The sequence below is a fragment of the Streptomyces sp. 840.1 genome (assembly GCF_003751445.1).
In the GTDB taxonomy this organism is placed as follows: domain Bacteria; phylum Actinomycetota; class Actinomycetes; order Streptomycetales; family Streptomycetaceae; genus Streptomyces.
In genome coordinates, this window is record NZ_RJUU01000001.1 from 5,302,024 (window position 1) to 5,314,884 (window position 12,861).

At 73.8% G+C, this 12,861-nt stretch carries 13 protein-coding genes; 10 read left to right on the plus strand and 3 right to left on the minus strand.

Going from position 1 to position 12,861, the window contains the following annotated elements:
- Positions 1 to 2 precede the first annotated feature (2 nt).
- The 6 genes from EDD93_RS24305 to EDD93_RS24330 all read left to right on the plus strand — a co-directional run bounded on the left by EDD93_RS24305 (position 3) and on the right by EDD93_RS24330 (position 6,489).
- Positions 3 to 1,658: an ABC transporter substrate-binding protein gene (locus tag EDD93_RS24305; RefSeq protein ID WP_123527161.1), complete on the plus strand. Its 1,656-nt coding sequence runs from the start codon at positions 3 to 5 to the stop codon at positions 1,656 to 1,658.
- Positions 1,655 to 2,614, plus strand: coding sequence for an ABC transporter permease (locus EDD93_RS24310; protein ID WP_123527956.1), 960 nt, complete (start codon positions 1,655 to 1,657; stop codon positions 2,612 to 2,614). The genes EDD93_RS24305 and EDD93_RS24310 overlap by 4 nt, the downstream gene beginning before the upstream one ends.
- Positions 2,611 to 3,468 (plus strand): ABC transporter permease, encoded by an 858-nt coding sequence (locus EDD93_RS24315; RefSeq protein ID WP_123527162.1) that lies wholly within the window; start codon positions 2,611 to 2,613, stop codon positions 3,466 to 3,468. Before EDD93_RS24310 ends, EDD93_RS24315 begins: the two co-directional genes overlap by 4 nt.
- On the plus strand, positions 3,465 to 4,442 hold the full coding sequence (locus EDD93_RS24320; protein ID WP_123527163.1) for an ABC transporter ATP-binding protein: 978 nt from the start codon (positions 3,465 to 3,467) through the stop codon (positions 4,440 to 4,442). Before EDD93_RS24315 ends, EDD93_RS24320 begins: the two co-directional genes overlap by 4 nt.
- Positions 4,435 to 5,232 (plus strand): ABC transporter ATP-binding protein, encoded by a 798-nt coding sequence (locus EDD93_RS24325; protein WP_123527164.1) that lies wholly within the window; start codon positions 4,435 to 4,437, stop codon positions 5,230 to 5,232. The genes EDD93_RS24320 and EDD93_RS24325 overlap by 8 nt, the downstream gene beginning before the upstream one ends.
- 87 nt (positions 5,233 to 5,319) lie before the next feature.
- Positions 5,320 to 6,489: an agmatine/peptidylarginine deiminase gene (locus EDD93_RS24330; protein WP_123527165.1), complete on the plus strand. Its 1,170-nt coding sequence runs from the start codon at positions 5,320 to 5,322 to the stop codon at positions 6,487 to 6,489.
- 117 nt (positions 6,490 to 6,606) lie between these two features.
- Here EDD93_RS24330 and EDD93_RS24335 read toward each other — a convergent pair whose 3' ends face one another.
- The gene (locus EDD93_RS24335; protein WP_148083900.1) at positions 6,607 to 7,023 is read right to left on the minus strand and encodes a hypothetical protein; all 417 of its coding nucleotides are present in this window, start codon (positions 7,021 to 7,023) and stop codon (positions 6,607 to 6,609) included.
- Here EDD93_RS24335 and EDD93_RS24340 point away from each other — a divergent pair.
- From EDD93_RS24340 to cobM, 3 genes are all read left to right on the plus strand, one after another.
- Positions 7,022 to 7,252 carry a hypothetical protein gene (locus EDD93_RS24340; RefSeq protein WP_148083901.1) on the plus strand — a complete coding sequence of 77 codons (231 nt, stop codon included), beginning with the start codon at positions 7,022 to 7,024 and terminating at the stop codon, positions 7,250 to 7,252. The genes EDD93_RS24335 and EDD93_RS24340 overlap by 2 nt on opposite strands.
- A 150-nt stretch (positions 7,253 to 7,402) precedes the next feature.
- Positions 7,403 to 8,704, plus strand: coding sequence for a precorrin-6y C5,15-methyltransferase (decarboxylating) subunit CbiE (cbiE, locus tag EDD93_RS24345; protein ID WP_123527168.1), 1,302 nt, complete (start codon positions 7,403 to 7,405; stop codon positions 8,702 to 8,704).
- Entirely contained in the window at positions 8,701 to 9,450 is a 750-nt protein-coding gene (gene cobM / locus EDD93_RS24350) for a precorrin-4 C(11)-methyltransferase (RefSeq protein ID WP_123527169.1), read from the plus strand. The genes cbiE and cobM overlap by 4 nt, the downstream gene beginning before the upstream one ends.
- A 26-nt stretch (positions 9,451 to 9,476) precedes the next feature.
- Here the strand turns inward: cobM and EDD93_RS24355 are convergent, their stop codons facing one another.
- Positions 9,477 to 10,592, minus strand: a complete 1,116-nt coding sequence (locus EDD93_RS24355; protein WP_123527170.1) for a cobalt-precorrin-5B (C(1))-methyltransferase — start codon at positions 10,590 to 10,592, stop codon at positions 9,477 to 9,479.
- Between the two features lie 11 nt (positions 10,593 to 10,603).
- On the opposite strand from EDD93_RS24355, the gene EDD93_RS24360 reads away from it, so the two are divergent.
- The gene (locus EDD93_RS24360) at positions 10,604 to 11,365 is read left to right on the plus strand and encodes a cobalt-precorrin-6A reductase (RefSeq protein WP_123527171.1); all 762 of its coding nucleotides are present in this window, start codon (positions 10,604 to 10,606) and stop codon (positions 11,363 to 11,365) included.
- Here EDD93_RS24360 and EDD93_RS24365 read toward each other — a convergent pair.
- Positions 11,350 to 12,861, minus strand: coding sequence for a precorrin-2 C(20)-methyltransferase (locus EDD93_RS24365; RefSeq protein ID WP_123527172.1), 1,512 nt, complete (start codon positions 12,859 to 12,861; stop codon positions 11,350 to 11,352). The two genes, EDD93_RS24360 and EDD93_RS24365, sit on opposite strands and share 16 nt — an antisense overlap.

Here is a 12,861-nt window from a genome sequence, read left to right on the forward strand (position 1 = left end):
CGATGACCACACGACCGCGCACGGCCGGGCGCCGTTCGCCCCGCCGGCGGGGAGCCGCCGTGCTCGCCGCGCTGGCCTCGGCCGCCCTGCTCGCGACGGGGTGCGCCGGCCCTCCCCGTATCGGAGCGGACGCGTCCTTCTTCGCCCTGTCCGAGGGCACACCCCGCGCCGGGGGCGACATCGGCTCCTTCACCTGGGCCGTCTACGCGGAGCCGCTCACGCTCGACTACACCATGGCGTTCGACTACCCCCAGAACACGATCCTGTCCAACGTCTGCGAAAGCCTGATGCGCTGGACCCCGGGGCTCACCCTGGAGCCGGGGCTCGCCCGCAAGGCGTCGAACCCCGACCCCACCACCTGGGTCTACGACCTCCGCAAGGGGGTGCGCTTCCACGACGGACGGACCATGACCGCCGACGACGTGGTGTTCAGCCTGGCCCGGCAGACGGACCCCGACAACGCCGCCGCCTGGGCACAGACCTTCCAGAACGTCGCCCGCGTGAAGAAGACCGGCCCCCTCCAGGTCACCGTCCGGCTGAAGAAGCCCGACTCCCAGTTCCCCCAGTACATGGCGACCGCAGCCGGCGTCGTGGCGTCCAGGGCCGGCGTCGAGAAGGCCGGCCGGAACTACGGGACCACCGGCGGCCTCGCCTGCACCGGCCCCTTCGAACTCGGCACCTGGCGCAAGGGCCAGTCCCTGGAACTCGACCGCTTCGACGGCTACTGGGGCCACCGGGCCAAGGCCGGAAAGGTGGTGTTCCGTTTCCTCACCGACGCCTCCGCCCGGACCAACGCCATGCTCAGCGGCGAGGTGGACGGCGGCTATCTCATTCCGACCGAGAGCTACGCCCGGCTGCGCGAGAGCGGCAACGGCACCCTCTACTTCGGGGAGGGCCTCAGCACGGTCAACGTCAACATCACCAACATGAAGGGCCCGCTCGGGGACGTCCGCGTGCGACGCGCCCTGTCCCTGGCGCTGGACCGCTCCGGCTTCGTCACGGCCGGCCTCGGCGGCGGCGGGAGCCCTACCACCTCCGTCACCACCCGGGCCGCCTGGGCGGGCGCGTCGAAGCGGATCAGGCAGTCCGCGTTCGGCGTACTGCCGCCGCCCGCACGGGACCTCGCGAAGGCCAGGGCGCTCATCGAGGAAGCCGGTGCCGGCGGGGCGCATCTGACCGTCGCGACCAGCTCCATCGGCCAGGACGTCTCGCTCCTCGCCACCGCCGTCCAGGCGGCCGGCACACAGATCGGCCTGAACATCCGGCTCAAGTCGATCGCCCCCAACGCCTTCTCGGCACTGTTCACCGACCCCGGAGCGCGCGAGGGAATCGACATGTTCCCGCTCACCTACTACGAGTCGATCACCGACCCGCTCGACCTGCTGACGAACTTCAGGACCGGCTCCTACCTGAACTTCGCCGGGTACAGCGACAAGCGCTACGACGAACTCGTCGACCGGGCCACCGCCGTCTACGACCCCGACCGGCGCATGCGGATCGAGTCCGGGCTCCAGCGGCTCGCCGCCGAGCAGCTGCCGTGGATACCGGTCGCCGAGTGGCCCACCGCGGTCTTCCTCAACAAGAGGATCAGCGGCGCCCCCACCACCATCGCCTACATGTACTACCCGTGGGCCGCCGACGTGGGGGCCGCGTCGTGAACTTCCTGAGATTCGCCCTGAGACGGACGGCGGAGATGGCCGCCACCCTCTTCGTCGCGTCGTTCGTGGTCTTCGGCGCGATGTACCTGGCACCTGGCAGCCCGGCCTCCTTCCTGCTCTCCGGCCGCTCCGCATCCCCCGACGCCATCGCCGCGATCAACGCCCAGTACCACCTGGACGACCCCTTCCACGTCCGGTACTTCCGCTGGCTCGGCGGCATGCTGCAGGGCGACTTCGGAAGGTCCATCACCTACCGCACCGACGTCTCGCGCCTCCTCACCGACCGCCTCCCCACCACGTTGCTCCTGATCGCCATGGCGCTTCTCGTGGTCGTGAGCGTCGGCCTGCTGCTCGGCACGGTCGCGGCGGTACGGGGCGGTGCCACCGACAACGCCGTCCTCCTCACCACGACGATCGCCGTCGGCACCCCGTCCTTCGTCGCGGCCGTCCTGCTCCAGGGCCTGTTCGCCGTCAGGCTCGGCTGGTTCCCCAGCAGCGGTGCGGGCGACGGCTTCGCGGACATGCTCCGGCACCTGGCCCTCCCGGCCCTCGCCCTCGCCCTCTACCTGATCGGCATGCTCGCCCGGGTCACCCGCTCGGCCATGCTGGAGGCACTCGACAGCGAGCACGTCACCGTCGCCCGCAGCCGGGGCGTACCGGAACACCACGTCGTCCGGCGCCACGTCCTGCGCAACTCGCTGGGCACCGTACTGACCACCGGCGGCCTGATCGTCTCCACCCTGATGGTCTGCACGATCCTGGTGGAGACCGCGTTCAGCATCGGGGGCATCGGCCAGCTCCTCGAACTGGCCACCACCACCAAGGACTTCCCGACCGTCCAGGCCATCTCGCTGATCATCGTCGCGCTGTTCATGGCCGTGAACCTCGTCGTCGACCTGGCGCTTCCCCTGGTCGATCCACGGATCACCCTCGGCGTACGGGGGGCGGCCGCATGACCACCGTCCTCACCCGCCGCCCCGGCCTCGGCGCGATCCGGGCAGCGGCCGGCTCCCCGCTCCACCTGATCTGCCTCGGCTTCGTCGCCCTCGTCGTCACCGCCGCCGCGGTCGCCCCCTGGGCCGCGCCCCACGCCCCCAACTCCGTGGACCTGGGCAGCGCGCTCGCCGGCCCCTCCGCCGGCCACTGGCTCGGAATGGACACGGCCGGCCGCGACACCCTGTCCCGGCTGCTCATCGGCGCCCGGACCTCGCTGCTCGGCCCGCTCGGCGTGGTCGTATTCTCCACCGTCGCGGGCGTCGCCGTCGGCACGGCCGCCGCATGGCGGGGCGGCTGGCTCGACTCCCTGCTCTCCCGCAGCACCGAACTCGTCTTCGCGTTCCCCGGTCTGCTGCTCGCGATCCTCATCGTCTCCGTCTACGGAGAGGGGCTCCTCGCCCCCGTGACCGCCCTCGCCGTCGCCTACCTGCCCTACGTCAGCCGCCTGACCCGCTCCCTCGTCCTGGCCGAACGCCAACGCCCGTACGTCAGCGCCTACCTGGTCCAGGGCCACTCCGCACTCCAGATCTGCCTGCGCCACATCCTGCCCAACATCGCCCCCGTCGTCCTCGCCCAGTCCACCATCAACTTCGGCTACGCCCTGATGGACCTCGCGGGGCTCTCCTTCCTCGGCCTCGGAGTCCCCGCGCTCACCCCCGACTGGGGCCGCATGGTCTTCGACGGACAGACCGCCGTCCAGTACGGATACCCGCTCTCGGCGATCCTGCCGTGCGCCCTCATCGTGCTCACCGTCGTCGCGTTCAACGTGGTCGGCGAACGCTGGGCCGACCGCGTGGCCAGGAGGGACGGATGAACACACTCGACATCCAAGGGCTGCGGATCACGCTGCCCGGCACCGCACGGCCGGTTCTCGACGGCGTCGACCTCACCGTCGCCGCCGGTGAGACCGTCGCCCTCGTGGGCGAATCCGGTTCCGGGAAGACCCTCACCTCACGCAGCGCGCTGCGGCTGCTGCCGGACCGCGCCGTCACCGAGGGCGCGGTCCGGGTCGCCGGGCACGACGTACTCGCCATGGACGCGGGCCAGTTGCGCACCCTGCGTACCGGTACGGCGGCCATGATCTTCCAGGACCCGCGCGCCGCCCTCAACCCGCTGCGCCGCATCGGTGACTTCCTCACCGAGAGCGTCGTCCTGACCGGGGTCATGAACCGGGCGGACGCGACGGCCCGCGCCACCGGACTGCTCCAGCAGGTCGGCCTGGACGCGTCGGCGCTGCACCGGTACCCGAGCGAGGTCTCCGGCGGCATGCTGCAACGCGTCATGATCGCGGCCGCCCTGATGGGGGAGCCCGCGCTGCTCCTCGCGGACGAGCCGACCACCGCGCTCGACGTCACCACCCAGGCCGAGGTCATCGCCCTGCTCGGCCGGCTGCGCCAACGCCACCGTACCGGGCTGCTGTTCGTCACCCACGACCTCGACCTGGCCGCAGCCATCAGCGACCGCGTCTACGTCATGTACGCCGGACGCATCGTCGAGAACGGTCCCGCGGCCGCCCTCTTCGCCCGCCCCCGGCACCCGTACACGGCGGGCCTGCTCGCCTCCACCCCCCGCCTCACGGCACCGGGCGGCAGGCTCGCCGCGATCCAGGGGCAGCCCCCCGACCTGCGCACGGCCCCGGCTGGCTGCGCCTTCGCCGCCCGTTGCCCGCTCGCCACCGAGATCTGCGACGAGCGGGTCCCCGACTCACGGACCGCGCCCGGCCGGCCCGCCCACCACGCCGCCTGCCACCACAGCGACCGGCTCCCGAAGGGTGCCATCGATGCCTGAGCACGTACTCGAAGCGACGGACGTCCGGCGCGCCTACGGAGCCGTCCGGGCCGTGGACGGCGTCTCGTTCGTCCTGCCGGAGGGCGGCTCCCTCGGGATCGTCGGCGAATCCGGCTCCGGCAAGACCACCACCGCCCGGATCGTCGTCGGCCTGGAACGGGCCGACGCGGGCGAGGTCCGCGTCCGGGGCCGGTCCAGGACCGGCCGGGCACGGGGCCGGGCGCAGCGCCTCGCCCGCGCCCGCGAGGTCCAGATGGTCTTCCAGGACCCCTACCTCTCGCTCGACCCGAGGATCAGCGCACGGGCGGCCCTGCACGAAACCCTGCGCCTGCACTTCCCGCGCACGGACCACGCCGGACGCGTCCGCGAACTCCTGGACCAGGTCGGTCTGGGCGCACGGGCCGCCGAGGCGCTGCCCCGGCAGCTCTCGGGCGGGCAGCGCCAGCGCATCGCCATCGCCCGCGCCCTCGCGGTGGAGCCCGCCGTCCTCGTACTGGACGAAGCGGTCGCCGCGCTCGACGTGTCCGTGCAGGCGCAGATCCTCAACCTGCTCGCCGACATCCGTGAACAGACCTCGATCGGCTACCTGTTCATCACCCACGACCTCGGAGTAGTGCGCTGCGTCACCGACGAGGTGATCGTCATGCGGCGCGGCGCCGTCGTCGAGTCGGGCGCGACCGCCGAGGTGCTCGCACAGCCGCAGCACCCCTACACCCGGCTCCTGCTGGAATCGGTGCCGCGTCCCGGCTGGGACCCCGAAGCGATCGCGACGGCCCGCCGCACCCTGTGAGGCCGCCGGACCAGCCCCCCAAAGCCAGCAAACCGCCCCCCGCGGAAAGCCCGCGCGCAGTGAGAACCCGCCACACAGGAGGCAGAAGTGAACGATCACGTTGTCGACCGCCCCTCAGTATCCGGTCCGAACAGGCGCAGGTTCCTGGCGGCCACGGGCCTGACCGCCGTCGGAGCGGCGCTGGCCGCGGCGACCCAGGGCCGGGCCGGCGCCGCGCCCCGCACACAGCGGACAGCCGCCCCGGCCGGCGCCTTCACCGTCCCGGCGGAGGACGCCCCGCACACCCGTACCTGGATGGCCTGGCCGGACAGCACCACGATCTGGGGCCGGTCCCTGCTCGCCGGGGTCCAGGCCGACATCGCGCTGATCGCGCGGACGGTCGCAAAGTACGAGCCCGTCGTCATGTGCGCCAACTCCGCGAGCGCCGCCAAGGCCCGGTCGATGTGCGGGGCCTTCGTCACCGTCATCACGTCCGTGCCGGTCGACGACTGCTGGATGCGTGACACCGGCCCGGTCTTCCGTACCGACGGCGCCGGCGGCCTGGACGCGGTCGGCCTCAACTTCAACGGCTGGGGCAACAAGCAGACCCACGCCAAGGACGCGCGGGTCGCCGCCGGGATCGCCTCCTACGCCAAGGCGGCCTACACCTCCGCAGCCCTGGTGGGCGAGGGCGGCGCCGTCGAGCAGGACGGCCGGGGCACCCTCATGGCGACCCGCAGCAGTCTCGTCAACCGCAACCGGAACCCCGGAAAGACACAGCGCCAGCTGGAGACGGCCCTGTGCGACGCGTACGGGGCGTCCAAGGTCATCTGGTTCGACGGTGTGAACGGCCAGGACATCACCGACGACCACGTGGACGCCACCTCACGGTTCCTGGCGCCGGGGGAGGCGCTCGTGCAGATGCCCCTGGCGTCGGACAACGACGTCTACGCCAAGGACGCGCGCCAGCAGTACCGGATCCTGACCGAGTCGACGACATCTGCCGGCGCCCCGATGGGCGTGGCTCAGCTCCAGGGACCCGACTACGGCAGGATCCGCTCCGGCGACCCGGAGTTCCTCGCCTCCTACGCCAACTACTACGTGTGCAACGGCGCCGTCATCAGCGCCCAGTTCGGCGACACCGGGGCGGACACCGCCGCCAGGGCGACCCTGGGCCGGCTCTTCCCGGGCCGGACCGTCGAACAGCTCGACATCGACCGCCTGGGCACGGGCGGCGGCGGAATCCACTGCGTCACCCAGCAGCAGCCCCGCCCCTGACCGCCCGCAGCGGTTGAGGAGGGAAGCGACGCGGGAGCGCCCCCGGTGCCGGTATCGGACCCGGCTCCGGGGGCGCTCTGCTCCGGCTCGTACGGCCGGGCCGTCGACCACGGGCGCTCAGCTCCGGTCGGTGCCGGCTTCCCGCCGCAGCCGGAACCAGACGACTCCGGCGACCGCCACGCCCAACAACACGTAGAGCCGGCCCAGCCCGGCCGTGCCGTCGGGGCCGGACGCCGAGAGGACGCCCGCGCCGACGACGGCCACCACGGGGATCCAGGACCGGCTGCGCGGCCTGCGGATGCCCCGGCGGGCGCGGTTGCTCGCGATCAGAACCCAGGCGCCGATGGCCAGGGCGAGCCCGATGAGCGGGTACATCAGGCCCAGCCCCGTGTCACTTGGCCCCTGCAGGGCCACGGCGGCACCGAACATGACCGCGCACAACGGCGGCACCCAGCCGTCCAGGGGCCGGCTCCCCCGGGCGCGGGGGGACCGGTGGGCTTGTCCGAGGCTGCTGGCGGCTTCCGCTGTGTCCATGCCGGCCATTGTGGCAGTCGGCATTCGGCCGGTGGGGGTCGCGTTCCCGGTCCGGGGCCCGGTTCAGGGACCGGTCCGGTGCCAGGTCCCGGCGGCCGGATCGCGCCCGCAGGCCGGCCGTCCGCGCCGGGAGGCCGGGGGATCCTTCGTGCACCTGCGCGTCACCCTCACCGACACACACGGGGCGCGGGTGAGCCAGACGGTCGTCCGCGCGTACGAGGTGCGCTGAGTCCCCGAGCCCCTGCTCCGGGCCCTCGGGCCGCGTACGTGACGAGGCGCGGCAGCGAAGGGGCGGCGCACCCACCTGGCCGGTGTCCTGACAAGGCCGGACAGTAGAGTTCGGGTGCGCCAGCCCCCCCCGAACACCGAGGTATCGTCCGTGACTCCCGAACCCGCCGACCGTCCCGTGCCGCCCGCAGTGAGCGTCGTGGGAATCGGAGCCGACGGCTGGTCCGGGCTGACCGACGCCTCGCGCCGCGAACTCATCGGTGCGCAGGTGCTGATCGGCGCCGAACGGCAGCTCGGCCTGCTCCCGCCGCAGTGCGCGGGACGGCGCGTCGCCTGGCCCTCGCCGCTGCGGCCGGCGGTCGCGGGCCTGCTCGCCGCGCACGCGGGGAGCAGGGTCGCCGTACTGGCCAGCGGCGACCCGATGTTCTACGGCATCGGCCGGGCGCTCACCGAAGAGCTCGGGGCGGACGGGCTGCGCGTCCTGCCGCACCCCTCGTCCGTCTCCTACGCCTGCGCCCGGGTCGGCTGGCCCGTCGAGGACACCGAGGTCGTCACGCTGGTGGGCAGGCCCGCCGCCCGGCTCGCGGCCGCCCTGCACGACGGCCGCCGGCTGCTGGTCCTCAGCGCGGACGCCGGCACCCCCGCCGTGGTCGCCGCGCTGTTGCGCGAACACGGCTTCGGGCCGAGCCCGTTGCGCGTCCTGGAACAGCTCGGCGGCGAGGGCGAAGCGTGTACCGAAGGGACCGCGGACACCTGGGCGCACCCACCCGGCGACCCGCTGAACGTGATCGCGGTCGAATGCCGCCCCGCCCCCGGAACCGTGCGTCTCGGCGCGGTGCCCGGCCTGCCCGACGAGGCGTACGAACACGACGGCCAGCTCACCAAGCGCCACATCCGGGCCGCCACCCTCGGCACGCTCGCACCGGCACCGGGCGAGCTGCTGTGGGACGTCGGCGGCGGTTCCGGGTCCGTGGCGATCGAGTGGATGCGCGTCCACCCCTCGTGCCGCGCGATCAGCGTGGAGCGCGACCCCGTGCGGGCCGAGCGCATCACCCGCAACGCCGCACACCTCGGGGTGCCCGCCCTGCGCGTGATCAGCGGCGGGGCCCCGGGGAGCCTCGCCCGGCTTCCCACGCCCGACGCCGTGTTCATCGGTGGCGGGCTGACCGTGCCCGGCCTGCTCGACGCCTGCTGGGAAGCGCTGCCGGCCGGCGGCCGGCTGGTCGCCAACACCGTCACGCTGGAGTCCGAGGCGCTGCTCACCGAGTGGTACCGCCGGCACGGCGGCGAGCTCGTTCGCCTCGCCGTCGCGCACGCCGTGCCGGTCGGCGGCTTCACCGGCTGGCGGCAGGCGATGCCGGTCACCCAGTGGTCGGTGCGCAAGCCCTCGGCCGGTCCGGCCGCGCGAGCCGCGGCGCAAACCCGTACAGAACATTCAGGAGACAACAGATGACCGTGTACTTCATCGGCGCGGGTCCGGGTGCGGCCGACCTGATCACCGTGCGCGGCGCGCGTACGCTCGCCGCCTGCGGGGTGTGCCTGTACGCGGGCAGCCTGGTGCCCGCCGAACTCCTCGCCGAGTGCCCCCCGGACGCGCGGCTCGTGGACACCGCGCAGCTCGACATCGGACAGATCACGGCCGAGCTGACGGCCGCGCACGAGGCCGGTCACGACGTGGCGCGGCTGCACTCGGGCGACCCCTCGGTGTTCAGCGCGGTCAACGAGCAGATGCGGCGCCTCGACGAGGTGGGCGTCCCCTACGAGGTGATCCCGGGCGTGCCCGCGTTCGCGGCCGCCGCCGCGGCACTCAAGCGGGAGCTGACCGTGCCCACGGTCGGCCAGACCGTCATCCTCACCCGGATCGCCAACCGGGCCACGGCGATGCCCGAGGGGGAGGACCTGGCGACGCTGGGCCGCAGCGGGGCCCTGATCGTCCTGCACCTCGCCGCCAGGTACGTGGACCGGGTCGTCGACGAGCTGCTGCCGCACTACGGGGCCGACTGCCCGACGGCCGTCGTCGCCCTCGCCTCCCGCCCCGACGAGCTCATCCTGCGCGGACCCCTCGACGGCATCGCGGAGCAGGTGAAGGCGGCGGGCGTGATCCGTACCGCCGTCATCATGGTCGGCCGCACGCTCGGCGCCGACCAGTTCCGCGACAGCCACCTCTACTCGCCAGGACGCGACCGGCACGCCTGCTGACACACCCGGCGGCACCGGACGCCGGGTCAGCGCACCGAGCTGCGCCCGACGACCGTGCCCGCCCGGTCGATGCAGATGACGTCGACGGCGACCGGCGAGCCGCGCAGCACGGCCAGTGCCTCGTCCCGGGCGGCCACCGCCACCAGGTCCCCGAGAGGGACACCGTGCTCCTGGCAGGAGCGGAGCGCCGCGAGGCCGGTGTTGGCGGTGGCCACCTCGGCGGCCAGGGCCTCGTCCGCGCCGCCCCGCCGGGCCAGCCCGGCCAGGAAGGGTTTGTCGACCTGGGAGCGGGCCGAGTGCAGGTCGAGGTGGCCGGCGGCGAGCTTCGACAGCTTGGCGAACCCGCCGCAGATGGTGAGCCGGTCCACCGGGTGGCGGCGCACGTACTTCAGCACGGCGCCCGCGAAGTCCCCCATGTCCAGGAGCGCGATCTCCGGCAGCCCGTACTCGGCCACCACGGTCTTCTCCGACGTCGAGCCCGTACAGCCCGCCACATGGGTGTGACCGGCCGCGCGCGCCACGTCCACGCCCCGGCGGATCGAGTCGATCCACGCCGAGCAGGAGTACGGCACCACGACCCCGGTCGTGCCCAGGATCGACAGGCCGCCCAGGATGCCCAGGCGCGGGTTCCAGGTCGAGCGGGCGATCTCCTCGCCGTGGTCGACGGAGACCGTGACCTCGACGTCGCCCGTACCCCGGTGTGCCGCGGCGACCCGCGCGAGGTGGTCGCCGATCATCTGGCGGGGCACCGGGTTGATGGCGGGCTCGCCCACGTCGAGCGGGAGTCCCGGCAGGGTGACCGTGCCCACGCCAGGACCCGCCCTGAACACCACGCCCGAGCCCGCCGGCAGCCGCCGCACGGTGACCCGTACGAGAGCGCCGTGGGTGACGTCCGGATCGTCCCCGGCGTCCTTGACCACACCGGCCGTCGCCCGCTCCCCGGCCAGCTCCTCCACCGCCAGCGCGAACGCCGGGGTCTGGCCCCGGGGGAGCGTGATGGTGACCGGGTCGGGGAAATCGCCGGTCAGCAGGGCCGTGTACGCGGCCGTGGCCGCCGCGGTCGCGCAGGCACCGGTCGTCCAGCCGGGCCGCAGACCGGTGTGTTTGAGTTGGGCGCCGCGCCCGCCCTTCGCCTCACCCATGGATGGACCCCATGCACGTACTCGTACTCGGCGGAACCACGGAGGCCCGCCGCCTCGCCGAGCTCCTGGCCGCACAGCTGCCCGGCGCCCGGGTGACCAGTTCGCTCGCGGGGCGGGTGGCCAGCCCCAGGCTCCCGCCGGGCGAGGTGCGCGTCGGCGGTTTCGGCGGCGCCGAGGGCCTTGCCGCGTGGCTGCGCACGCACCAGGTGGACGCGCTCATCGACGCCACCCATCCTTTCGCCGGGACGATCAGTTTCAACGCGGCGACAGCCGCCTCGGCTGCCCATGTTCCCCTGCTGGCACTCCGCCGCCCCGGCTGGGTGCCCGGCCGGGGCGACGACTGGCACCCGGTCGGCTCCCTCGACGAGGCCGCACGGGCACTGCCCGCGCTCGGGCGCCGGGTCTTCCTCACCACGGGGCGCATGGGACTGGCCGCCTTCGCCGGGCTGGACGAGCTGTGGTTCCTGGCGCGGTCGGTCGACGCGCCGGAGCCCCCGTACCCCGCCCGGATGGAGGTCCTGCTCGACCGGGGCCCCTTCACCCCCGAGGGGGAGCGCGAGCTGATCCGCCGCCACCGCCTCGACGTCCTCGTCACCAAGGACAGCGGCGGCGCCGCCACCGCCCCCAAGCTCGCCGCCGCCCGCGAGGCCGGGATCCCGGTCGTCGTCGTGCGCCGCCCGCCGGTTCCCGAGGGCGTCGCGGTGGCCGGCACCCCGGACCTGGCCCTCGCCTGGCTGCGCGGGACGGGGCCCGGGGCTCAGCCCTCCGGGTAGCGGCGCGGGGTCCAGACGATCTGCTCCCCGTCGCCGCGCCGCACCCAGCGCGTCTGCGAGGACCCGACGATCAGGATCGTGCGCATGTCGACCTCGGCCGGGTCGAGATCGGCCAGCCGCACCGTGCGTACGCTCTCGGCCGGCCCGCCGACGTCCCGGCCGAGCACCACGGGGGTGTCCGGCGAGCGGTGCTCCAGGAGCAGGTCGCGCGCCTTGCCGACCTGCCAGGTCCGGCTGCGTGAGCCGGGGTTGTACAGCGCGAGCACCAGGTCCGCCGAGGCCGCGGCCCGCAACCGCTCCGCGATGACCTCCCACGGCTTGAGCCGGTCCGAGAGCGAGATCGTGGCGTAGTCGTGGCCCAGCGGCGCTCCCGCTCGGGCGGCGGCCGCGTTGGCCGCGGTCACGCCCGGCAGCACCCGGACCGGCACGTCCGCGTACCGGTCCTGGGAGGCCACCTCGAGGACGGCCGTCGCCATGGCGAAGACCCCGGGGTCGCCGCCGGACACCACGGCCACCCGCCGTCCGCGACGCGCCAGGTCCAGGGCGAACTCGGCGCGCTCCGACTCGACCTTGTTGTCGGAGCCGTGCCGGGACTGCCCCGGCCGGACCGGCACCCGCTCCAGATAGGTGGTGTAGCCGACCACGTCGTCGGCGGCGGCCAGCACCCCGCGCGTCTCGGGCGTCAGCCACAGCGGTCCGGCGGGGCCGGTGCCGACCACGGCGACCTCGCCGCCGTCCGCGGTGCCTTCGGCCTCGGGCCGCGGAGCGTCGATCCTGCTGGGCAGCACGGCGACCGCGAAGTACGGCACGGAGCCGGGATCGATCCCGGCCAGTTCGCCCGTGCGTTCCCCGGCCATCGTGGCGCGCTCCACGTAACGGGCCTCGGGCAGCCGCCCCGACGTCTCGAAGGCGCGGCGCACCGCCGGGAACGTACGGCCCAGCTTCATCACCACCGCGGTGTCCGTGGCGGCCAGCCGGGCGGTCAGCTCCTCCTCGGGCAGGGTGCCGGGCAGGATGGTCAGCACCTCCTCGCCCTCGACGAGCGGGGTGCCGAGCCGGGCGGCCGCGGCGCTGACCGAGGTGACGCCGGGGATCACCTCGGTGGGGTAGCGGTCGGCGAGCCGCTTGTGCATGTGCATGTACGAGCCGTAGAACAGCGGGTCGCCCTCGGCGAGCACCGCGACCGTGCGCCCCGCGTCGAGGTGCACCGCGAGGCGGGCCGCGGCCTCGGTGTAGAAGTCGTCCAGCGCGCCCCGGTAGCCGCCCGGATGGTCCGTGGTCTCCGTCGTGACGGGGTAGACCAGGGCCTCTTCGATGTGGTCGGGGCGCAGGTGCTCCGCCGCGATGGACCGGGCGATCGACCGTCCGTGCCGGGCGCTGTGGTAGGCGACGACATCGGCCTGGGCGATGACCTGGACCGCGCGCACGGTCATCAGGGCAGGATCGCCGGGGCCGAGCCCGACCCCGTACAGCCGGCCGTTCTTCTGCTCGCTCAC